The sequence below is a fragment of the Staphylococcus arlettae genome, assembly GCF_025560845.1.
Taxonomy (GTDB): domain Bacteria; phylum Bacillota; class Bacilli; order Staphylococcales; family Staphylococcaceae; genus Staphylococcus; species Staphylococcus arlettae.
The window spans coordinates 13,839-37,240 of sequence record NZ_CP094803.1 but is presented as its reverse complement, the minus strand read 5'-3'; the positions used below and the strand labels follow the sequence as shown (position 1 = coordinate 37,240).

Below are 23,402 nucleotides of genomic sequence, written 5' to 3'. Positions count from 1 at the left end.
GCGCTCACATCAACTGAAATTTTTATTTGTCTTGGCCTCGACAATGTTTAATTTAGCAAATCTAGTTAAAAAAATATCTGAGTATCTGAAAAAAAAGCAAAAATAAAAAACCCAACAACCACTGTTATAACAACGGTTGTTGGGTTAAAAAATAATTTTATTGCTTCCATTTCTCTTAATTCACATATAACTGAATCTATTTTGTTTTCGATAAAAATTTGGGTTGTCTAATCGCTCTTCTAAAATTTTCCACTAGAGGGTCTACTATAAAATTACCAAAGTGAAAATCAGATCCTTCTACCTTTGACAATACATTCAAAGTTTGTGTTACGAAATAACTGCCTTGCTCCATTATTTCATTTCTTACGACCATTTGGGCATTTGAATAATTCAACTGCACTGCATCAGTGCTTATATATCTGTCAATTTTAATAATTGCATTATGTACATCTTCGATAGCATACCTTATAAAATCATCATTAATCTTATTTATATAGGTTGGGTTTATGCTGTATTTCATCAATTCACTTTCTAGGTTCTCTAAATCAAATTTGGCTTGTAAAAAGTAGTTTAAATAGTTCGGCTGTTTATTAGCATCTTCTAAATTCGCCTCGATCGTTTTGATTTTCTTAATAATGTTGCTTTGATTTTCAATAGTTAAAGTATTATTTTTGTAATATAAAACATTATATTTTGGGATATCTCGATTCAGTTTGACATTACTCCAAAACTGATACCTTTTATAAAAAGATAATATATCCCATTTACAGTTGGTCTTTATCAATTCATGATCAATAAGCTTGGATATATTCTTAATGGATTCTTTATGGATATTTTTTCTAAATTTGTTTTTCTTATCTAGATTTTCCTTAAATTTACCATCAGCTCTTTGTGAACGTTTCAACATATCTGCAATCAACCAATCAAGTTTAATATGTTCTGTTTCATCATAGTCCCATTCATCTTTAATTAAGCTAGCTACAGGCAATTGACTCTTCTTATATAAAAGATGATTCAATTCATAATCATTTTTTGGATTCCTATCTTCTTTTATCGCTTTTGTATAAGTTTCAAATTCATTTTTTTCCTCAATTTGGTTCATTCTTTGTTCTTTTGCCATAAATTGAAAAATCGTTTCATCTATAGATTTTAATACCTCATTTTGTAGTTCAATTCTTTTATGTAATGGTAACGTTGACATATATTGGTATAGCTCTTGTTCTTTTTTATTAATGGATTCACCTACACTTAGCCATGCTTTAGTATTTTGATACACATCTTTCATATGTATGTGTGAAACTAGTCTCTTGTATTGAATTTCATTAATTGATTTCATTAATTGATGAATATACTTCATGTAACTAGAAGTATCAATATTATCAATCTTTTCTTTTTTAATTTTTCCATTTTGTTTAAACCCTTTGGATGTGATATCTACTGGGTAATAATCAACACTTTTTAATAGTACTTTTATTAACTCTTTTGCAACGCCGTTAAATGTATATTGATTGTTCCTATCTTGACCTTTATAGTCATGAAATTTTCCCATATCAATTTTAAATAATTTTATAATCATATTCATATTTTTATTAAATTTATATGAAGTGAATCCTAGTTCTGTACGTATATCTTCTTTTGAGTATAGTGTTTTTACAATATCATCTGATGACATAAATACTAGCCTCCTCTTTTAAAATTTAATAAATTACCAATCTGCGACATTAGTTTTTCATCCTTCAAATCATTTTCAAACTTTAAGGGTCAAAACCTAATCATTATTAATATTGACTTTATACTTTATAATAATACAAATTTAGTGATTCACGATGATATAGTTTCAATTATTAATGCCAACATTATTTTTTTCGGTTCCTAGTATAATACGTTGTATATTTTTGGAAAATCTAGGTTTATAGTAATGATGTAATTTTATAATTCTATCGTTTTTTGATTCGCAAATTCTACGCCACAATAGCTGCATTTTATTAAAGATACTATATATTCAATCAATTTCAAAGTGAGTTACATACAACTTATTTTTTAGTTTTATTTGTGATACGCTTCGCCTTTCATAATCTTAAATGCTCTGTAGATTTGTTCGATGAGCATGACGCGCATCATTTGGTGTGGGAAGGTCATGGAACTGAATGACAAGGCGTAGTTGCTTCTACTTAAGACGTCTTGGTGGAGACCGTGTGAACCGCCTATGATAAAGGTAAAGTCGCTTTGGCCTTGGGTCATTCTACCTTGGAGTTCTTGTGCTAGGCCCTCGGATGTTAACATTTTGCCTTTGATTTCAAGGGTGATGACTGTGGATTGTGGTTTAACTTTAGCAAGTAGACGTTGTCCTTCTTTCGCTTTGACTTGTTCTACTTCTTTGTCGCTCAGGTTTTCCGGTGCTTTTTCATCTGCTACTTCGATCAGTTCAATTTTAGTGTAGCCACCTAATCGTTTTTCGTATTCTGCTAATGCTTGTTTCCAATATTTTTCTTTTAATTTACCAACTGCGAGTATTGTAATTTTCATAATTTCCTCCGATGTGTTTATAAGTTATTATACTTATCCACAAGTTATACACTTGTGCACATGATACCCTCTTATTATAACAAGAATGTATACGATTTTTGTACAAAATTTACGATTTATAAACAAAAATGACTGTATAACTTGTTAATTTGTGGATAACTCTGTGTATAATGTGGGTATCCACATGTGAATTGTGCACATCTCTGGATAACTATGGACAAAACAGTGGATAACTACCCTTCTGTCTTACATAGTTATTCACAGTTATTTACACTTTCTTTATATCCCTTTACATCAGCTTTATAGTTATCCACTGTGGATTATTTCTGCTTATTCTTTGATTAAGACCAACACAACTTGCTCATACTAAAGTAATATTTTACTCTTACTATTCGTCCAATATTAAATTTACAGCATATGCTTTAACGCAAAAAACACCTTTACGATATCGTAAAGGTGTTCTAGTTACTTATGACTTATTATAATGTATAAATTGGTGTGGCTTGGGCTTTATCTGTATCACATAATAATACTTCTCGCTCAGTATCAATATCACGCTCATTCAATACTTGTGACACACTCATACGTGCTAAATCTTTCATATTATTATCTTGAGATAAATGTGATAAGTAAATACGTTTTGTACTGCCTGTAATCACATCTGACATAGCTAATCCGGCATCTTCATTTGAGACATGCCCTGTATCTCCGAGAATACGTTGTTTTGTTTTCCATGGATAGCGACACATACGTAACATATCCACATCATGATTACTTTCAAACATAAAGGCATCGCTACCTTGAATCATACCTTTCATGCGGTCTGATACATAACCTGTATCGGTCAACATCGTAAATTTCTTATAGTTGTTATGGAAAATATAAAACTGTGGATCAATTGCATCGTGAGATACGTTAAATGACTCAATATCAAAACCTGCTAAAGATTTCGTTTCATATGGATTAAAAATAAATTTCTGATCCATCGGAATTTTGTTGTCTTTTTTCTCAATCGCTGACCACGTTTTTTCATTGGCATAAATAGGCAACTTGTACTTGCGTGCTAAAACGCCTAATCCTTTAATGTGATCAATATGTTCATGTGTGACTAAAATACCATTTAAATCAGCTATATTTTTATCAATCTGACTAAATAGTTCTTCCATCTTTTTACCTGTAAGACCTACGTCTACTAGGATACTACCTTTATCGCTTTCGACATACGTCGCATTTCCTGTACTACCACTCGCTAAGACACTCATTCGTATCAAGCGGTTTCACCCTTTCTACTAAGAACACACTGCTGCATCTACATTAGACATCTCTAAACATGTCTATCGTCTTCACAGTTGCTTCAAAAATTTAAATTTATCACGTTGCTCATCAGTCATATCGTTGTTACTGCTATACTTCACTGACCGTTTACAGTAACTCGTATGACATTCATATGTACGTTCTACGTGCTGTGAGTTGATTCATCGTCCCGTTCTTGAATTTCACTATTACATTATACTATAACAAGTAGTGTTATGCGTCATCAATTACTCTGATTTTGAAATTCTGTCAAAATCATGGTCGTAGGACTTGTGGGAAAACAAAGTTTCTAAAATAATTCACTCAATCCAAAGTTGTTGCATATCCACTATATCCTATTAACATTATAGCCCGGGAAATAGTGCACGCAGACAACCGTTACTGTGCCTCTAGCATTTTCTTGTTAACAGCGCCCAAACTATATTACTATTTTTTGTTATTCACTGTTGATATTTTACCTTGTGCGCTAAACCACTAACTATATTTTAAAATAGTGCTACAATCACTTTAGGAGCAACTTAAAGTTGCTCTATGTAATTACAGTTGCAATAATATCTTTGATAGTTTTATATAAATCATAGTCATATTCGCTTTCATTATCACAATGGCTATGTTAAGTGCTTTAAATAATATTCAACACACTCCCGCGTTACATATACGATTGTTAGGTCCCTCTTTCACTCATGATGTGTAATGCTTTAAAATAACACAACTAGTTTCTTATTAATAATTATTTAGCGCTTGATGGCACTTACTCCTCTATAATACTATCAAGATATCCACTTCCTTACTTACAAATTTTATATTTTCAATTTGCAGTTGTGTATTTTATATACAAAATGAGCGCCTACCGTCTGGGTAAGCGCTCATTATTTAACTTTCCTCGATTATTTTAGGACTTTTTGAGACGGCTTCAACGTAGTATGTTTTTACTTTGTCCTCGCCGGCATGTTTAACTTTGATTTCCCAATTACCTTCTAATACTTGCACATTAGGTTCTTTAACTACGGTGTAATAACCAAGGCGTAATTTCGTCACTTCGTCATCTTGTTTTAAATAACGATTGTAATACAGTGCTTCAATTGCTGATCGTGCACTGATGACTTGTTTTTTGCTGTTATTTTCACCTTTAGACGGTTCTATTGTCTGCATAGCCGTTTGTCTATAATCTGTGGCCTCTTCATCGTCATTAATATTGAACGTCAATTGTGCTTTATTATTATTCATAATCGGAAATGATTGATATGTTTGTTCGAAGGTTACTTTATCATCGCTGACATCTCTCATTTGATATTGTGTACCTTTATACACATCATCGACAATGAATTTTTTTAAATCGGTAAAGGCATCATTTTTAATACTGATGGCGTCTTTCATATCTCCTTTAGCTACACGTCCAGATGACTCCGCAGATACATCATCTTTGTCCTTCGCATAAGACGAAAAATCTTTCGAGCGTGCAGTCAGTAACTGCATTTTTACGCCATCGACGGATTGAAGATGTTGCGGAATAGTGATTTCTTCTTGTTTGAAATCTACTTTATTTTCGTCCTTGCTTTCATTGATATGTGATTTATTTACTTTGTCGATATAAATCACAATCAGGGAGATATTGACTAGAATAAAGACGATGATAAATAATGTTTTTGCACGTTTCCAGTTCATTATTCTAGCCTCCCATCTTTATACGGATGCCATTTGCCGTCATATTCAACATACCATTGTGGCGTAAATTCACTATTACGTTGAATTTCAATATCTTTATTATCCGGTTTATCATTCATCGTATAACCAATTGCTAAGTCTGTAACTTTCTCAAAATCAATAGTTCTGTTATTTGCTAAAGACGATCTCACTTCTTCAGCACCCGGTAAATCAGTTTCACTGTCACCACTATCAATCGTAACATTTGTTTTTAATAAGGAACGAGCATAACTAAATATGCCTTTCTCACTCCATGACACTTTAATTTGATTTAAGTCGTTTTCATTAAAGGTTGGTCGTCCATTTAAAAATAGTTGATACGTTAATTCGCCACTATCGTTATTTGTACTAAATAGACGGAAATCATCTGTGAAACCACCGTGGCTATTAATATAGTCAAATGTACTTGGAATCGTATCTTTCATATTGTTCGAGCGATCTTCATCCTCTGACAAATTAGTATAACGATAACGTTCGGTTTCATCATTGTAATTTGCAACGCCAGTATTATTATTGTAAGTCGTAGTTCCACTTTTCGCACTACGCACAACTAGCGAATCATTAAAGAGAATTGCATTCATCGCATCAACACTAATACGATTATAAATCGTGCGATATGATTTTAATCCTTTAGGATCATCTGGTGCATAAATATGTGTCGCTTTATCGATAGTGTCCTTACTCGTAATAATTTCAGTGTAAGGTTGCATTTTTTTGTTTAAGCTACTTAAAGCTTGTTTCAATTTACTTGTTTTTGCTGTTGTCGTCATGCGAACGACATCATGTCTATCTTTACTCACCGCATATAATTGCACTTTGCCATTGTGACTTTGGTCAATTAATAAGCGATTAAATTTAAAGTTATTCGGTATTTTCGCACTGATATTTAGTGATTGTCCTAAATATGTTGCTAAAGGCATATCATACGTAAAATCAAGTACCACAAAATCATCACTTAAATCTGGAATAATCAAATTATGTTGACTGTGCATACGTTCAGCTCGTGTGACACGTTGATCCATTAATGGGTCCAACATTGTTTTAACGTTATCTTTAGTCGCTGTGACGCCTTCCGTATCTTCACCTTTTGAATGGATGATTTGATACGGCGTCACAACTTGCTCCATACCTTGATTAAGTGGTTTACCGATAGCATGTGTTTGCTTGTCTTTATCTGTCTGATTATCGACATTAGCTAAGTCTGGCGAGAAATTCCAAGTCATATAAGTGAGGACGCCACTCATAAGCACTAAGATAACAAGGATAATCGTTTTAATTAGTTCTTTATTCTGCATCCCAATCACCATCTTCAATGACTTCACAAGGAAGTGTAATAAAGATTGACGTACCTTGTCCTTCGACACTGTTCGCCCAAATGCGTCCATTATGAGCTTCAACAATCTCTTTGGAAATTGCGAGTCCTAAACCTGTACCACCCATCTTACGCGTTCGTGCTTTATCTACTCGATAGAAACGATCAAATATTTTATCCACATTATTGATTGGAATACCAATACCATTGTCTTTAATACGAATCGTCATACGATTATATAATGCGTTTTGTTTCACGTGAAACTCGACGCGTTTATTACCACGAGAATATTTTATAGCGTTGGTAATGACATTATCAAACACTTGTGTCATTTTGTCTGGATCAAGTTCTGTAAAGATAGTGTTGTTTGGAATTTCACGTACAAATTGTGTTTCTTTCGCTGACATCTCATGTCTATTAATAATTTTATTAATAAAGGAATTAAAATCTACAATTTCTTTTGTAATTTGTTCTGATTCATTATCCATTTTCGATAACTGTAATAAATCATTAACTAAACGTATCATACGTTCTGTTTCTTCGCGTGTAACAGAAAGGAATTGCGGTGCCAATTGTCCATCTTTCCACGCACCTTCTTCTAAGGCTTCAATATAACTATTCATAGACGTTAATGGTGTCCGTAATTCGTGTGACACGTTGGCCACGAATTCGCGACGTTCACGTTCAACTTGTTGTTGTTCTGTAACATCATGCATTACGGCAATATACCCTGTAACAAAGCCTGTTTCTTGGACAATAGTACTGAAATTCACGCGGGCAATAATATCTTCTACTTCATTAATATCTAATAAGAAACTTTCATTATTTTCTTGAATTTCATCTAGTGAAAATTCATCTTCCAATTTCAAAATGTTTAACATGAAATAGCCGATAATATCTTCTTTTGTAGTCCCCATCATCTTCAATGCCATATCATTGACAATACGAATACGACCACGACGATCTGTGGCGATAATACCATCACTCATATGCGTGATGACGGAATCTAAGCGCCGCTTCTCACTTTCCGTATTAGCTTGTGCTTCTTGTACACGTTTCGACAAGTTATTAAATGCTAATGCGAGCTCTCCAATTTCGTCGTTACCATAAATTTTCACACGTTGCGTATAATTACCTTTCGACATTTCAATCGTTTGGTTACGCATATCTGTAATTGGTTTCGTGATAGTACGTGCAATAAAGAACCCGAGTATTACTGTAATTAACAACGAAATGCCCGTACCAACAATAAAGATTTGATTAATGCTGCTTAACTGATTATATACATCATTAATATCAGCCTCTATGTAGATATCGCCAATTACTGTCCCGTCAGACGTTTTGACTGGCAAATTGTAAACCCACATACGTTGTTTACCATTACCATAATCTTTTAACATAGTATGACTGTTCGCTTCACCAATCGACAAAGCTTTTTGGATGGAATTATCATTCGCTCGTTGGTTAATTAGACTACGCGTAGACTGCTTAGACGTAGCCATAATAATTTGATCGCGATCAATAAAACGAATTTCTTCGATTTCTTGACGGTTCGCATACTCATTCAACAAGTCTTGCACTTCTTTTTGTGCGTTTACAGAACCGTCACTATCGTATACTTTTTCGATATTTATTTCGATTTGTTTCGCATACTGCGTAATATTATTTTTAAAACTTTGAGTCAGTTCTTTCTCAAGACTATTGGTAAAATACAAACCGATAATTTGCATCCCGATGACAATTAGTAATACATAGACAATAACAAGCTTCGTGTGTAGAGATTGAAAATGTTTAAGCCATTTCATCTACGTGGCCTCTAATCATGTTGTTGGAGAAAATATCCAACGCCTCGACGAGTCACGATATATTCTGGATGTGAAGGATCATCCTCGATTTTTTCACGTAAACGACGAATTGTTACGTCTACCGTACGTACATCACCAAAATAGTCATAGCCCCAAACTGTTTGTAATAAATGTTCACGTGTCATAACTTGCCCCATATGTTTAGATAAATAATGGAACAATTCAAATTCACGGTGAGTCAATTCGATATCATCACCACGTTTTTTAATCGAATAAGCATCTGGATAAATTGTAATATCTTTAATCACAATTTCATTAGTCTCTTCGTTAACTTCTTGTGCTGGTTGTGAATAATGACGACGTAAGTTCGCTTTCACACGTGCAATTAACTCACGTGTACTAAACGGCTTCGTCACGTAATCATCTGCACCTAATTCTAAACCTAAGACTTTATCAATTTCTGAATCTTTAGCTGTTAACATAATGATTGGCATTTCATATTTCTTACGTACTTCACGACATACTTCCATACCGTCACGCCCAGGTAACATAATATCTAGCAAGACAATATCTGGCTCTTCGTCATATATTAAGTCCACTGCATCGTTACCATCGTACGCGCAGAATACTTCATATCCTTCTTTTTTTAAGTTAAATTCTAAAATATCAGCAATTGGTTTTTCATCATCGACTACAACAACTTTTCTAGCCATATTATAAACCTCATTTCTAAATTGTGTATTTTATTCAATAATTACACAGTACTCTATTATATAATTTACCATTTATAGCAAGCGAATTCTATTTATCCAAATAAAAAATAATTTGAGTGCATTGTATAATTATACCATGTTCCGCTACAATTCTGAATTTTTCTATTTTCCCACATACGTACTTTTATCTTAACTTAAGTTGCAGGCGAACAAAAGAGCTTGTGACGAGAACTATAAAAAGAAGACTGAAACAATTTTCTGTTCCAGTCTTATAAAACATATTAGCAATAAATCCCATTTCAATATTACGTTCGTTCTTCTCATGTTCTTCACAGCAATTACTTAAGTCTTACACTTGTTTCTGTTTCTTTATAAAGAGTGCACAAATAAAACCTATGACAGTTATTGCACAAATGAAGATAAAGGTAAACTGAATACCACTAGAGACAATTGCTTCTGGGGCTAGTTGTGCTTTTGCTGCAGTAACTTGTTGCATATGATTCGTATAAATAGCAATCGCGATAGCTGTTCCTGCTGAGCCCCCGACTTGAATTAATGTAGTAATCGTTGCTGAACCATCTGCATACAATGCTTGTGGTAGCTGATTTAAGGCATTTGTTTGTGCTGGCATCATTACCATTGAAATACCGACAAAGAGTAGCATAAAGGCACAAATAATGATCCACACTGGTGTCGTTGTCGAAATCGTTAACGTAAAGATTAATGTAGCGATAAACATAGTCGCAAATCCAAAGATACAGAAATAGCGTGCACCATAACGATCAAATAATGAACCAACTACAGGTGACAATAATAAATTCACAGCATTACCCGGTAGCAATATAAGTCCTGCTATAACTGAACTAAATAATAATGCTCCTTTTAAATATAATGGTAATAAAATACCTGTAGACAAAATACATAAGATAACTAAAAATACTAGTAACGCTCCCAACGTAAACATTGGGTATTTAAACACGCGTAAATTGAGCATTGGCTCATTTAAGCTAAACTGACGTAGTGTGAATACGATCAAACTAATAATACCAACAACTAATGGCACCCAGACAATCCATTGTGTTAATGATGCTGTGCCCATTGAACTTAAGGCAAATATTAAGCACGCAAAGCTAAGTGTCGATAGTAAGATTGAGATAATATCAATACGTGGTCGAGTTAACTCTGCCACATTTTCTACTGTAGTCAGTGCAATACATAGCACTACGATGTATAACAGTGCACTAATCCAAAAGATAAAATGCCAGCTTGAAGCTGAAATAATAATACCTGCTAAAGTTGGACCTACGGCGGGGCCAGCTGTAATTACGAGTCCCATTATTCCCATTACAGCGCCTCGCTTTTCTAGCGGAAAAATTAACATTAATACTGTAATCATAATAGGTAATAATAGCCCCGTACCTAATGCTTGAATCACACGTCCGGCTAATAGCACTCCAAAATTAGGTGCTAAAGCACCACTAATAACTCCTACTAACGATAATATTAAGCCTGCAAAAACGAGTGTTCTAGTACTAAACCATTTCGTTAAATATGCTGAAATGGGTACCATACAAGCCATCGTTAGTAAATAACCTGTCGTTAACCATTGTGCCAATGCTGCTTCGATTTGAAAGTCTGCCATAATATCTGTTAAAGCCATATTTAGAGCTGTTTCACTAAATAAGCCCATAAATCCACCAATCATTAAGACAAATGCAAATAGCTTTGGTCTTTGTACTTCTACTTGTGTTGCCATTGTGACATAATCTCCCTTTTTCTTTATGTTATTTCCGTATTACTTCGTCTAAACTATGTAGTCGAACTAAAACACTCCGACTCATAGCCTGAGACATCATGCCGTCTAGCACACCTCCATAATACTAACTTTGTTACTTTACCAAAATATATATAAAATTGTCAACTAGGTTGACAATAATATAAAAAATAAGAGCGCGTGTGAAAGCATTTAATATTGTCGCTTTCCTGTACTCGCTCTAATAATGGTCAGTCAGCATAAGACAATACACCGACGATTAATATATCTAAGACTCAATTAAAAGTTTAACTCAGTCATTTTTTAGCTATAGTAGGTAAATCCCAATCTGTTTGAAGTAATGCTTTTAATTGCTCAAATTGAGCTACGCCTATCTTTGTTTTAATATGTTGTTCTAATTCTTGTTGATAAGCCTGATTGCGTTGCCATAAATCACGACCTAATGTTGTAAGGTTTACACATTTTTCTTTTTTATTACCTGTGACTGCTTTTAGTACTACAAGCTCTTTTTGTTCTAGTTGTTTAACCGTTTTGTGTATCGCTTGGCGCGTCAATTTCACGAGTGCTGTTAATTCAGACAAGGTATATGTTTCGGCACCAATAATAGAGATGATATACCACTCTGAAGATGATATTTTGCTTTCCTGATCCACATTAGCTGCTGTTTCAGTTAGCTGTCTCAATTGCGCATGACGTTCGCTGAGTAAATCAATAAAATCTAACTCATGTAGTTGTTGGTTACCACTCATAACTTTGCCTCCTCTTACTCCTCATCATAAGCTATTTTCTAGTTAAACGCACAAAAAAATGCCCATCCTATTGGATGGGCAATACGGTCTCGACGGGAATCGAACCCGCGATCTCCTGCGTGACAGGCAGGCGTGTTAACCGCTACACTACGAGACCTAAAAAATGGTGACTCCTACGGGACTCGAACCCGTGTTACCGCCGTGAAAGGGCGGTGTCTTAACCGCTTGACCAAGGAGCCTCTCTTAAGCACAAAAATAATTATAGCAACTCTTCGTAATGAAGACAAGCTATTTTTTAAATTTTTTTAGTATAATTTTCCTTATTAATTGTATAAAGTGTGAATTCGTTTGATTAACCGTTGTTAGTAGCTAAAAAAACCGTTAACTCGCTTAACAAATAACCTTCAATATAATGATTTTCTCTGTCGAGCGATACGCAACATAGAGAACGCATTATCTTATAATCTGCATGAACGTTCTATTCACTACTATGCTTGCGAACAAGCAACGACTAACGTCTGCACGCCATCACTTAATAGTTATTACCTGCTACACATAGCAACATTATTGTGCTAACACTAAGTGCGCATCCTAGCTTCTTTTTTACCGTTACTATATAAAGCCCACTGTAATATGTTAGCTGTAAGCCTCTCGGATAGACAACCCGCACAATCACCCTCATTTATAGCACAAAAAAGTCCTTATCGACAGACAGAAAACTGTTGTCGATAAGGACTAACTATATTATTACCATAAAGGTGCAATTAAGTTTGTTTGATTACGATCTGGACCTACTGAGAAGATTGAAATGTTAACATTACATAATTCAGAAATACGCTCTAAGTATCTACGTGCGTTATCTGGTAATTCATCTAATGTACGACATTTTGTGACATCTTCTGTCCAACCTGGTAATTCTTCAAAGATAGGTTGGCATCTTTGTAAGTCACTTAAGTTTGCTGGGTACTCAGTAATTTCTTTACCATCTAGCTCATATGCTGTACAAATTTTCACTGTGTCTAAACCTGTTAAGACGTCGATTGAGTTAATAGACAGATCAGTAATACCACTTGCACGACGAGAATGACGTAATACTACAGAGTCAAACCAACCGACACGACGTGGACGTCCTGTTGTTGTACCGTATTCACGACCAACTTCACGGATATGATGACCATCTTCATCAAAGAGTTCCGTTGGGAATGGGCCGTCACCTACACGTGATGTATAAGCTTTACATACACCAATAACTTTAGAAACGAATGTTGGACCTACACCGCCACCTACAGTTACGTTTCCAGCAACTGGATTACTTGATGTAACAAATGGATATGTACCATGGTCAATGTCTAACATTACACCTTGTGCACCTTCGAATAATACTTTTTCTTCTGCAACAAATGCATCATCCAATACTTTAGCTGTATCTGTAACGAATGGTGCTAAGCGTTGTCCAGCTTCATAATAAGCATCGAAAATTTCTTCAAATGTAGGACATTCTTTATCGAACATGCCTTTGAAATACGCTGCTTTATGTTCAAGGTTTTCTTTTAATCTTGTTTCAAACGTTGCTTTGTCTAATAAATCGGCAACACGAATACCAATACGTTGAGCTTTATCCACATATGCAGGACCGATACCTTTTTTCGTTGTGCCTATTTTATTGTCTCCACGGCGCTCTTCTTCATATTCATCTTGTTTTAAATGATAAGGTAAAATAACTTGCGCACGGTTTGAAATACGTAAATTATCTGTAGAGATACCTCTTTCATTTAGTCCATCTAATTCTTTCAATAATGCGATTGGATCTACAACTACACCGTTACCAATAACAGCGAGTTTGTCTTTATAAAAAATACCAGATGGTACTAAGTGTAATTTATAAGTCTCTCCATCGAATTTAATTGTATGACCTGCGTTATTACCACCTGAAAAACGTGCAATAACGTCTGCTTCTTCTGCTAAGAAATCTGTAATTTTACCTTTACCTTCGTCTCCCCATTGTATCCCAACTACTACGATTGATGACATATGAGCACCTCCAAGTTTTTCTCAATTAACCATTACGTATTCTACCAAGAGATGAGCTATATTGCAAACAAAAATCGAACATTGATTTGACGAAAACACAATGCTATCCCTGTATTTTTATTTTCTGATAATTTAGAGTTAATCATTGTCATATCAATGTTTTATCGCTGTTATAATCAAAAATACAACACATACTTCCATTAAAAATATTGTGAAAATAATAAATAAAAAACGTACATTAAATACATGTATCAGTTTAATGTACGGTAAAAATAATTTTATATTTTTTTCTTATCCCATTTCGGCATGCGCATAATCAATGTCAGTAAATTTATTATATTGCTTCATAAAGTGCAATTTAACAGTACCTGTCGGACCGTTACGCTGTTTGGCAATAATAATTTCTATTTCCCCATTGTCGTCGTTTGTTTGTGGCTCAAAGTTTGTGTTATCATCGTCTTCATCATCTTCGCCACGATTATAATAATCATCACGATATAAGAAAGCGACGATATCCGCATCTTGCTCGATAGACCCTGATTCACGAATATCACTCATCATTGGACGCTTATCTTGTCGTTGTTCCACGCCACGTGATAACTGACTTAATGCGATAACTGGGCACTCTAATTCCCTGGCAATGGCTTTCAAGGTACGTGAAATTTCAGAGACTTCTTGTTGACGGTTATCTGAAAAGCGTGAACCGCTACCTTGAATTAATTGTAAATAGTCTATTACTATCATATCTAAACCATGCTCTTGTTTCAGTCGACGGCATTTAGATCTTATATCAGTAATACGAATACCTGGCGTATCATCTATAAAGATTTTCGTACGTGATAACTTACCGACAGCAATCGTAAAACGATTCCAGTCTTCTTCAGTCATCGTACCCGTACGTAAACGGTTTGAATCAACATTTCCCGAACTACAAATCATACGAGTAGCCAATTGGTCAGCACCCATCTCGAGTGAGAAAATGCCTACCGAATAAATGTCTTCATGCGTCGCGACTTTTTGTGCGATATTTAAAGCAAAGGCAGTCTTACCTACCGATGGACGTGCCGCTAAAATAATTAAATCATTACGGTTAAAACCTGCAGTCATTTGGTCTAAATCACGATAGCCTGTTGGTATACCAGGTGTTTGACCGCTATTTTGGTCTAGTAACTCTGCATTCTCGTACACGTCTCCTAAGACATCTCGAATATCTTTGAAGCCATCACTTTCACGTGATGATGATAACTCTAAAATGCGTCGTTCAGCATCATTTAGAATCGTATCAAGTTCTAATTCATCGTTATAACCATCGTTCGCAATACTATCAGCTGCTTGGATTAATTTACGCTTTGTGGCGTGCTTAAAGACAATTTCAGTATAGTATTGAACGTTACGTGTGGTCGGAACGTTGTTTGTTAATTCTGCTAAATACTGCGGACCACCTGCTTCACTCAATCGGCCTTCTTGCGACAGCTGATCCATAATAGTGACTACATCGATATCTTTATTATCTTCATTTAAGTTCATCATTGCTCTGAAGATATGTTGATGCGCCCCTCTATAAAAGGACTCAGGAAGCAACACTTCCTGAGTAGTATTAATCAATTCTGGATCGATGATAATGGCACCTAAGACAGATTGTTCAGCCTCGTTACTATGTGGCATTTGATTTTGTTCATACATTCCATCCATTTTTCCAATTACACCTCATATCTCAATCCAAAATTATTGTTCAACCGTGTGCACACGAATCGTACCTTCTACTTCTTTGTCTAATTTCACTGGTACATTTGTATAACCTAAAGCATGGATACCATTTGGTAAATCCATTTTACGTTTATCTAATTTAATGTCGTGTTGCGCTTTTAAAGCTTCAGCGATTTGTTTACTACTTACTGAACCAAACATTTTACCGCCTTCACCCGTTTTTGCAGAAACTTCAACTTCGATGTCTGCTAATTGCGCTTTTAGTTGTTTAGCATCGTCAATTTCTTGTTGTCTTTCCGCTTCAGCAGCTTTATTTTGTTGTTCTAATTGTTTTAAATTTCCAGCTGTTGCTTCGACAGCTAATTTATTTTTGATAAGGTAATTATTTGCATAACCTACTGGTACATCTTTAACTTCGCCTTTTTTACCTTTACCTTTAACGTCTTGTGTGAATATTACTTTCATGCGTCTTCACTCCTACTCATTTGTTCTGTTATTGCTTGTTGTAATTGTGCAATGGCTTCTTCTACGGAAACATCTTTCAGTTGTGTCGCCGCATTAGTTAAATGGCCACCGCCGCCTAATGCTTCCATTGTTAATTGCACATTGACTGCACCTAGAGAGCGGGCAGACATGCCAATTAAGTTTTCTTCTCTACGTGCTACGACATAAGATGCCTCTACACCATCTAAACTTAACAGCTCGTCGGCTGCTTGTGCAACTGTCACCGGATGATAAGTTTTATCGTCTGGACCGTGTGCTATAGCTACACCGTTATCTTGTAATTCGACCGTACGAATTAACTCTGTTCGATTAATGTACGTATCAATATCATCTTTTAAGAAATGTTGCGTTAAGATAGTGTCTGCACCGTGTGCGCGTAAATAACTTGCAGCATCAAACGTACGTGAACCCGTACGTAATGTGAAGTTACGTGTATCGACGATAATACCTGCAAACATGACCGTCGATTCTAAACGTGTTAACCGTTGTTCCGTCGGTTGATACTCTAGCAGCTCTGTGACTAACTCTGCTGTCGAACTAGCATATGGTTCCATATATACTAATAGTGGACTTGAAATAAAGCTTTCTCCACGTCGATGATGGTCAATGACTACTTTACGGTTTGCTTTGTTTAAAATATTTTCATCAATGACCATTTCTGGTTTATGCGTATCAACAACGACTACTGTTGTTTTTGAAGTCATCATATCCCATGCGTCATCCGAATTGATAAAACGATTTTTTAATTCTGGTTTTTCATCAATAGCATCCATAACACGTCTTAGTGTTGGATCAATATCTGAATCATTTAACACGATGTAAGCATCTAAGTTATTCATCATCGCAAAACGTGAAACCCCTATGGCAGCGCCAATAGCATCTAAATCAGGTCGTGTGTGACCCATAATAATTACTTTATCGCCTTCCATTAAGATGTCTTTTAACGCATGTGAAATAACACGCGCTCTAACACGCGTACGTTTTTCCATCGGGTCAGTCTTACCACCATAAAATCGAACGTTACCGTTCATATTTTTAATAGCGACTTGGTCACCACCACGGCCTAAAGCTAAATCAAGGCCAGACTGTGATAATTCACCTAAATCGATTAAGTTTTCCGAACCTTCACCGACACCGATACTTAAAGTTAATTGTGCACGGTAACCGACACTCTTTTCACGTAATTGACTAAGAATATCGAAGTTCGTTTCTTCAATGTCATTTAAAATACGTTGGTTTAAATATGCTACGAATTGATCTGTACTATAGCGTTTGAAATAAATATCATATTCTGATGCCCAACGACTAATAACACGCATCACCATAGAGTTAATTTCAGATCGTTGCGTATCGTTCATATTTTGCGTAATCTCATCATAGTTATCTAAGAATAAAGTCGCGATAATCGGTTTTGATTCATTATATAGCTCATTCGTATGTACTTCTTCAGTAATGTCGAAGAAATACAATACGTGTTCTTCTTCTGAATATCTCACACGATAGTAATATTCATTATCTTGGATTTCAATTTCTTTGGTTTTTTCTAGTTGCTTTAAAATATTAGGATATACTTCATTAATCGGATCAGAAATTACGTTTCTAGCTGAACGCTCTAACATAAACTGGTTCATCCACTCTATGTTTTCATTTTCATCTATTACAATCATACCAATAGGTAAGTGTTTAATAGCAGTATTGCTACCAGCTGATATGTGTCCACTTAGTTCGTCTACATAATTGTCCATCTTGTGCAACGCTTGCCTCACCATTAATGCTGTGAGAATAATAATCACAATTAATATTGCCCCAGCAATACCTGCAATGAGTTGGCTGAAAATAAACCATACTACTACAAGTGCAATTGCCGTGAGCGCCATAATAATAAATGGTAAAACTAACGCTTTCTTAGTGGATTGACGGTTCATTTTTCCACCTCAAATCATTTTTTAATGATACCTTTTAAATTAAATGCTAAATCTATAAAACCGATTAAAACTACAATATGTGTTAATGGTGTTAATATTGTCCCTATAACCATTAATAACACTGTTAATATAGGCGGCATTGACTTGGCTTTGCCGAAGAAATGAATCACACTTAGCCCCTGAATATACATACATAATGATAACACAATTTCAAAATTTAATACGATACTTTGAAATGTACCCGGTTGGACGGCAAACATAACACAAATAAGTACAATTACATACATGAATAGTAATGACTTTCTCATTTGCCATGCGAATAGTGGTTTGAAAATTGGTGTCGCTACTTTAAATTTACGTAAAATTGGAAATGTAATCAGCAAGTTAATCAAGATCAATACAAATGCCGTTACAATAACGTAACTTGGTAGTTGAACTGCCATTTGACGAAAGCTTTCTTCTAACATTTGTTTATAATCGCCTTCGACACCACTACTTGTAATTACAGTATGCATTTGATCTTTTAGTGGTTTCGTTAATGATGCTGCACTAGGAATTTTATTAAATGCTTGTAATAACATAAATGCGACTAACGTTATGATACTGACAAACGTTGTCGTAATATATAAGATACGTTCTTTAGACGTACGTTCGGTTAATAGCTGACCGATGATAAAACTTAACACAAGTATTAAGACCATTACGCTTAATACAAAAACATTTCCTAACAATGTCGTTAGGATTACTGTTATCACAGCCGCTAGACCAAAAGATTCTTTGGATTTCTGCCATAACACGATGCCTGGTATCGTCGCAAAAAGACATAAAACAAGACCAAGCGGCGGTAATATATGCAAGACTAAAGCTACTATAATTAATGCTAAAATACTCAATATAGTTGCTTTAGGTTTTATTTTTGAAAACAAATTCGCCACTCCTATACTTTTTTGACTGTATTACTATTCTAACCTCTTTAAAAGTTTTATACAATTATAGGAAATATATTATAACTGTATTTCTTAAATTCTACTAGAAACGCGACACGTCACTACTTTTTGTAGATTTTCATCTATCACAAAGACACTTTTATACACATAGTTTACTCAAACTCACTGTACACATCAAAATGCCTTAATTTTAGCAGCTTACACACTAAAATTAAGGCATCAGTGTTATTTACGTTTAAATTGCGATACTTTTAAGAAATGATACAAGTTTGGCGCCCAATCATTGAAATTTAATAAGAAGCCATCATGTCCTACATTATCAGGCACAAAGAAATGACGATGATATTTGAAACGCTCCCCTACTGCACGTACTAAATCATCTGGATACAGTAAATCATCAGTAAAGCCCATTGTTAATACTTTTGTTTCTAATGAACTTAGCACCTCGGTAACATCATCTCGACCACGGTCAATATCATGACTATCTAAGACATCCAGCAGTGTTAAGTAACAGTCTAAATCAAAGTTTTTTTTGAATTTGTTTCCTTGATGTCGTTGATATGCAACGACTTGATCTGGTGTAAAGCGTTTATCATAACTTTTAGACGAGCGATACGTTAAAAATCCTAACTGTCGTGCAATGCTGAGACCATCCGTACCACCAAGATGTATCGCTTGGCGTGATATTTCATTAAAAGCTCTACTATATGACGACGTTTTGTCAGTAGCTGCTAAAATAACTGCTTTGTTGACTTCAAACTTTCGATTGTACAATAACTCCATAGTCTGCATACCACCAAGTGAACCACCGATTAAAATATCTATCCGGTTATATCCCAATGCTGCAATGCCCACTTCAATTGCACGCACAATGTCTCTTAAAGTTACTGATTTAGGAAAATCTTCATCTATTAATGCTGAACTAGAACCAAATGGACTCCCAATAACATTGAATGTTAAAAACTGATAATCATTGACTGGCATATAACCACCATCGATAATTTCACGCCACCAGCCCGGATCGTCTTCTGTCCCATAAGTAAGATGATTGCCTGTCAATGCATGACAAACTACTACGAGTGGTTGACCTTTATACCCTACGTGTTCATATCTTAATTTTAAATTATTAATCGTTTCTCCCGATTCTGTTGTAAAGGGGCCTAATTCTAATGTATCAACTGTATAATTTGTCATTGTTTTCCTCCTACCAAAAATTAAAAAACCTCTTACCCGATATAAGTAAGAAGTTCTTAATTACTTATCATTCGAATAGCACTCGTTGGTTTTAGCACCGTGCTTAACAAGTCGGTTGCTGAAGCGTCATCGGGCCAAGTCCCTTAGCTTCTCAGAATAAGATTTAATTTTATTTAGTATATCGCTATGTCTTTAGACGAATATTGCGTATAAGCATCTCAAAAATCTAAATTTTCTAATTACTTTCATTCTAACGAATAACGTTTACTACTTCAATGCTAAACATCAAAATAATAAACGAATCATCGCCATGACAAAAATACCTGCCAAGATGGTTATAGTTAAACTACGTGTTACTAATGCTACGAGTACAGTGGGAATTATCGTTACTAAAAATGGGATGTTTAGACTATAACCAAAGCTCCCACTCTGTTGTTCAATCACACCATCGATAATTAATGCGGTGAATAAAGTAATCGGAATAAATGACAACCACTTAACGACTTGCTCTGATAGTTGAATCTTCGAAATTACAATAAATGGGATAATACGTGTTAACCATGTTACTAAACCACATATCACAATAATAATTAACATATGTACTGAAGTAGTCATCGTGTCATCACCACCCCTAAACACGCTGCAATTACTGAAGATAAAATAATTGCTACATAAGTCGGCATGATTAGACTGAATAGCAACATCATGACAAGAACACTAACAATCAATATTAAGTAAATTGAAATATAAGAACGTTGAACCGTCTCAAATTGTGACACTGCTAAGAAAATAAACATGCCGACAATCGCAAAGTCGAGTCCAAAAACATCGGGATTTTGTATGTATTTACCAAAGACTGCACCTACAACACTCGCAAGCGTCCAAAATAAATACGCTGTAATGTTCAGTCCATGCAACCAACGATCATTGATTTTCTCGCCTTTTAAATGTGGTGTGATAGCTACACCAAATGTTTCATCTGTAACTAACGTTGATAAACCTATACGATTCCACAAGCCATAATTTTTATAACTTGGCGCCAATGTCATACTTAATAAAAACATTCTAGAATTGACGATAAATGTAGTAAGTACGATCGCAGAAATTGGTGTACCAGCTATAACTAAACTACAAATAATAAATTGTGCTGCACCTGCATATATTAATAAACATAACAAGATTATTTCGAGCAAACTAAAACCAGATGCTACAGCCACAATGCCAAATGATAAGCCTACACCCGCGTAGCCTAATAATGTAGGAATACATTCTTTCACACCTTGCTTAAATGTCACACGTTCAGTCATTTCATCCCTCCTAAAGCGTAAAATAATAGTAACAGTCTAATATAGAAATAAAGGAACATCAACAAGGCTAGACTTAGGTTTGTGCGAGGTCAGACTACCGGTATACTAAAAACCGCTTTGTTTCCCCTCTTTTATCTGTGCTATGCAGTATTGATTTTATGTTTTTTTACTCCCCCTACCCTGTTAAAATTTTCAAAAATAGTTATTAATTATAACTTTTAATATTAAATTTCCATTTATTACAGTATTATTATATATGTTTATGTTTATATTTTTTATATCTTGAATGCATTTTATATTTTATTGTTTCTATCTTTTTCGGATAATCTTTTGTTATTTTATCCATTCTTGTAGACTCCCCTACCCTCTTCGGTGGCCGCTAAAAAGCGCACCATTATGCTTAATGGCGCGCTTTAATTCTATATTGTTATTATTATTATTGCGTTACGGGACCGATAACTGTTTTGCCGCCCATAAATGGTACAAGTACTTCTGGAATAGTCACTGAACCATCGGCATTTTGATAATTTTCAACGATGGCAGCAAACGTACGTCCTACTGCTAATCCACTACCATTTAGTGTATGTGCTAATTCTGGTTTTGCTGTTTTATCACGTTTAAAACGAATATTAGAACGTCGTGCTTGGAAATCTGTGATATTTGAACATGAACTAATTTCTTTATAGTCATCATAGCTTGGTAACCATACTTCGATATCATAAGTTTTACTTGAACCAAAGCCAATATCACCTGTACATAAAATGACACGACGATATGGTAATTCTAATTCTTCTAAAATGGCTTCTGCGTGATTTGTCATTTCTTCTAAAGCATTCCAAGAATCTTCTGGTTTTTCAAATCTCACCATTTCAACTTTATCGAACTGATGGAGACGAATTAAACCACGTGTATCACGTCCAGCTGAACCTGCTTCACTACGATAACATGCTGATTGCGCAGTGAATTTTGCAGGTAACACATCTGGTGCAATGACTTCATTGCGGTAATAGTTCGTTAATGGAACCTCAGCTGTTGGGATGGTATATAAACCTTCTTGTTCTACTTTGAATAAATCTTCTTCGAACTTCGGTAACTGACCTGTACCATACATAGAATCAGCATTCACCAGTTGAGGCACCATCATTTCTGTATAGCCATGTTGAGTTGTATGTTTTGTTACCATGTAATTCATTAACGCACGTTCTAATTGTGCACCTTCACCTGTTAAAAAGACAAAGCGGGCACCAGACACTTTAGCAGCACGTTCGAAATCGACCATTTTTAATTCTTCTACTAAGTCCCAATGTGCTTTTGCTTCGAAGTCAAACGTTCTTGGTGTGCCCCAACGTTTTAATTCCACATTGTCTTCATCTGATGCACCTTCTGGCACATCGTCATGAATAAGATTAGGAATACGAGATAAAGTATCAGTTAATGATTTATCTACTTTAGTTAATTGCTCATCACTTGCTTTAATTTTATCTCCCAAGTCACGCATTTCAGCAATGACATCATCAGCATTTTCTTTATTACGTTTTTTCTGTGCAATCTCTCCACTTACTTTATTACGCTCAGCTTTCATTTGTTCAGCTTCCCCAATCAGTTGGCGGCGTTGTTCATCTAATGCTAATACATCGTCTACAACTTGTGCATCCATGCCTCGTTTAGCAACTTTAGCTTTTACTAAGTCAGGCTCTGTACGGAATAATTTAATATCTAACATCACTCATCTATCCTTCCCATTTATATTTGAATGGACGCAAAAAAGACCACATCCCTGAACAAGGGACGTGGTCTACGCGTTGCCACCCTATTTAACAGTCTAATTAGACTGCACTCTCACTAAAATAACGGTTAAACCGATTGTTCACTCTCGTAGGTAGATTCGTA

At 35.1% G+C, this 23,402-nt stretch carries 18 protein-coding genes, 2 tRNA genes, 1 riboswitch and 1 other annotated feature (1 of these 22 only partly in view); all 20 genes read right to left on the bottom strand.

All coding sequences use genetic code 11. From position 1 onward, the window contains the following. Positions 1-196 precede the first annotated feature (196 nt). Positions 197-1,672 carry a DUF6038 family protein gene (locus MUA37_RS00150; protein ID WP_262561523.1) on the bottom strand — a complete coding sequence of 492 codons (1,476 nt, stop codon included), beginning with the start codon at positions 1,670-1,672 and terminating at the stop codon, positions 197-199. Between the two features lie 374 nt (positions 1,673-2,046). Further along, entirely contained in the window at positions 2,047-2,526 is a 480-nt protein-coding gene (rlmH, locus tag MUA37_RS00145) for a 23S rRNA (pseudouridine(1915)-N(3))-methyltransferase RlmH (protein ID WP_204172632.1), read from the bottom strand. Between the two features lie 479 nt (positions 2,527-3,005). Next, positions 3,006-3,788: an MBL fold metallo-hydrolase gene (locus tag MUA37_RS00140; RefSeq protein ID WP_262624916.1), complete on the bottom strand. Its 783-nt coding sequence runs from the start codon at positions 3,786-3,788 to the stop codon at positions 3,006-3,008. Between the two features lie 925 nt (positions 3,789-4,713). Then, on the bottom strand, positions 4,714-5,505 hold the full coding sequence (locus MUA37_RS00135; protein ID WP_262624709.1) for a two-component system regulatory protein YycI: 792 nt from the start codon (positions 5,503-5,505) through the stop codon (positions 4,714-4,716). Then, the gene (locus MUA37_RS00130) at positions 5,505-6,839 is read right to left on the bottom strand and encodes a YycH family regulatory protein (protein ID WP_107373651.1); all 1,335 of its coding nucleotides are present in this window, start codon (positions 6,837-6,839) and stop codon (positions 5,505-5,507) included. Before MUA37_RS00130 ends, MUA37_RS00135 begins: the two co-directional genes overlap by 1 nt. Then, positions 6,829-8,661 carry a cell wall metabolism sensor histidine kinase WalK gene (gene walK, locus MUA37_RS00125; protein ID WP_262624708.1) on the bottom strand — a complete coding sequence of 611 codons (1,833 nt, stop codon included), beginning with the start codon at positions 8,659-8,661 and terminating at the stop codon, positions 6,829-6,831. The genes MUA37_RS00130 and walK overlap by 11 nt, the downstream gene beginning before the upstream one ends. A gap of 11 nt (positions 8,662-8,672) precedes the next feature. Next, entirely contained in the window at positions 8,673-9,374 is a 702-nt protein-coding gene (gene yycF / locus MUA37_RS00120; protein ID WP_002510630.1) for a response regulator YycF, read from the bottom strand. Between the two features lie 349 nt (positions 9,375-9,723). Then, the gene (locus tag MUA37_RS00115; RefSeq protein ID WP_002510629.1) at positions 9,724-11,130 is read right to left on the bottom strand and encodes a DHA2 family efflux MFS transporter permease subunit; all 1,407 of its coding nucleotides are present in this window, start codon (positions 11,128-11,130) and stop codon (positions 9,724-9,726) included. A 314-nt stretch (positions 11,131-11,444) separates the two neighbouring features. Then, the gene (locus MUA37_RS00110; RefSeq protein WP_103388677.1) at positions 11,445-11,897 is read right to left on the bottom strand and encodes a MarR family winged helix-turn-helix transcriptional regulator; all 453 of its coding nucleotides are present in this window, start codon (positions 11,895-11,897) and stop codon (positions 11,445-11,447) included. Positions 11,898-11,981: 84 nt separating this feature from the next. Next, positions 11,982-12,054, bottom strand: a tRNA-Asp gene (locus tag MUA37_RS00105). A 7-nt stretch (positions 12,055-12,061) separates the two neighbouring features. Beyond that, positions 12,062-12,136 (bottom strand) — tRNA-Glu (locus MUA37_RS00100). 508 nt (positions 12,137-12,644) lie between these two features. Beyond that, positions 12,645-13,928: an adenylosuccinate synthase gene (locus tag MUA37_RS00095; protein WP_262624707.1), complete on the bottom strand. Its 1,284-nt coding sequence runs from the start codon at positions 13,926-13,928 to the stop codon at positions 12,645-12,647. Between the two features lie 291 nt (positions 13,929-14,219). Continuing rightward, positions 14,220-15,620, bottom strand: a complete 1,401-nt coding sequence (gene dnaB, locus MUA37_RS00090) for a replicative DNA helicase (protein ID WP_262624706.1) — start codon at positions 15,618-15,620, stop codon at positions 14,220-14,222. Positions 15,621-15,653: 33 nt separating this feature from the next. Next, entirely contained in the window at positions 15,654-16,100 is a 447-nt protein-coding gene (gene rplI, locus MUA37_RS00085) for a 50S ribosomal protein L9 (RefSeq protein WP_002510625.1), read from the bottom strand. Beyond that, positions 16,097-18,064, bottom strand: a complete 1,968-nt coding sequence (locus MUA37_RS00080; protein ID WP_262615188.1) for a DHH family phosphoesterase — start codon at positions 18,062-18,064, stop codon at positions 16,097-16,099. The genes rplI and MUA37_RS00080 overlap by 4 nt, the downstream gene beginning before the upstream one ends. 14 nt (positions 18,065-18,078) lie before the next feature. After that, positions 18,079-19,005: a YybS family protein gene (locus MUA37_RS00075; RefSeq protein ID WP_172604836.1), complete on the bottom strand. Its 927-nt coding sequence runs from the start codon at positions 19,003-19,005 to the stop codon at positions 18,079-18,081. Between the two features lie 231 nt (positions 19,006-19,236). Next, the gene (gene metX, locus MUA37_RS00070) at positions 19,237-20,205 is read right to left on the bottom strand and encodes a homoserine O-acetyltransferase MetX (protein ID WP_262624705.1); all 969 of its coding nucleotides are present in this window, start codon (positions 20,203-20,205) and stop codon (positions 19,237-19,239) included. Between the two features lie 61 nt (positions 20,206-20,266). Beyond that, positions 20,267-20,368, bottom strand: a riboswitch (SAM riboswitch). Positions 20,369-20,490: 122 nt separating this feature from the next. Continuing rightward, positions 20,491-20,820 (bottom strand): AzlD domain-containing protein, encoded by a 330-nt coding sequence (locus MUA37_RS00065; RefSeq protein WP_021459420.1) that lies wholly within the window; start codon positions 20,818-20,820, stop codon positions 20,491-20,493. Then, positions 20,817-21,512, bottom strand: coding sequence for an AzlC family ABC transporter permease (locus MUA37_RS00060; RefSeq protein ID WP_262624704.1), 696 nt, complete (start codon positions 21,510-21,512; stop codon positions 20,817-20,819). The genes MUA37_RS00065 and MUA37_RS00060 overlap by 4 nt, the downstream gene beginning before the upstream one ends. Before the next feature lie 436 nt (positions 21,513-21,948). Beyond that, positions 21,949-23,235, bottom strand: coding sequence for a serine--tRNA ligase (gene serS / locus MUA37_RS00055; protein ID WP_262624915.1), 1,287 nt, complete (start codon positions 23,233-23,235; stop codon positions 21,949-21,951). 58 nt (positions 23,236-23,293) lie between these two features. After that, positions 23,294-23,402: a binding site (T-box leader), on the bottom strand; it runs 83 nt beyond the window's last position.

Excerpts from the sequence above, each read along its gene's own strand:
- MUA37_RS00060 (WP_262624704.1), bottom strand. The coding sequence starts at position 21,512 with ATGACTGAACGTGTGACATTTAAGCAAGGTGTGAAAGAATGTATTCCT.
- dnaB (WP_262624706.1), bottom strand. The coding sequence starts at position 15,620 with ATGGATGGAATGTATGAACAAAATCAAATGCCACATAGTAACGAGGCT.
- MUA37_RS00140 (WP_262624916.1), bottom strand. The coding sequence starts at position 3,788 with ATGAGTGTCTTAGCGAGTGGTAGTACAGGAAATGCGACGTATGTCGAA.
- rplI (WP_002510625.1), bottom strand. The coding sequence starts at position 16,100 with ATGAAAGTAATATTCACACAAGACGTTAAAGGTAAAGGTAAAAAAGGC.
- MUA37_RS00150 (WP_262561523.1), bottom strand. The coding sequence starts at position 1,672 with ATGTCATCAGATGATATTGTAAAAACACTATACTCAAAAGAAGATATA.
- MUA37_RS00135 (WP_262624709.1), bottom strand. The coding sequence starts at position 5,505 with ATGAACTGGAAACGTGCAAAAACATTATTTATCATCGTCTTTATTCTA.
- metX (WP_262624705.1), bottom strand. The coding sequence starts at position 20,205 with ATGACAAATTATACAGTTGATACATTAGAATTAGGCCCCTTTACAACA.
- rlmH (WP_204172632.1), bottom strand. The coding sequence starts at position 2,526 with ATGAAAATTACAATACTCGCAGTTGGTAAATTAAAAGAAAAATATTGG.
- serS (WP_262624915.1), bottom strand. The coding sequence starts at position 23,235 with ATGTTAGATATTAAATTATTCCGTACAGAGCCTGACTTAGTAAAAGCT.
- MUA37_RS00130 (WP_107373651.1), bottom strand. The coding sequence starts at position 6,839 with ATGCAGAATAAAGAACTAATTAAAACGATTATCCTTGTTATCTTAGTG.
- yycF (WP_002510630.1), bottom strand. The coding sequence starts at position 9,374 with ATGGCTAGAAAAGTTGTTGTAGTCGATGATGAAAAACCAATTGCTGAT.
- MUA37_RS00080 (WP_262615188.1), bottom strand. The coding sequence starts at position 18,064 with ATGAACCGTCAATCCACTAAGAAAGCGTTAGTTTTACCATTTATTATT.
- MUA37_RS00065 (WP_021459420.1), bottom strand. The coding sequence starts at position 20,820 with ATGACTACTTCAGTACATATGTTAATTATTATTGTGATATGTGGTTTA.
- walK (WP_262624708.1), bottom strand. The coding sequence starts at position 8,661 with ATGAAATGGCTTAAACATTTTCAATCTCTACACACGAAGCTTGTTATT.
- MUA37_RS00110 (WP_103388677.1), bottom strand. The coding sequence starts at position 11,897 with ATGAGTGGTAACCAACAACTACATGAGTTAGATTTTATTGATTTACTC.
- MUA37_RS00095 (WP_262624707.1), bottom strand. The coding sequence starts at position 13,928 with ATGTCATCAATCGTAGTAGTTGGGATACAATGGGGAGACGAAGGTAAA.
- MUA37_RS00115 (WP_002510629.1), bottom strand. The coding sequence starts at position 11,130 with ATGGCAACACAAGTAGAAGTACAAAGACCAAAGCTATTTGCATTTGTC.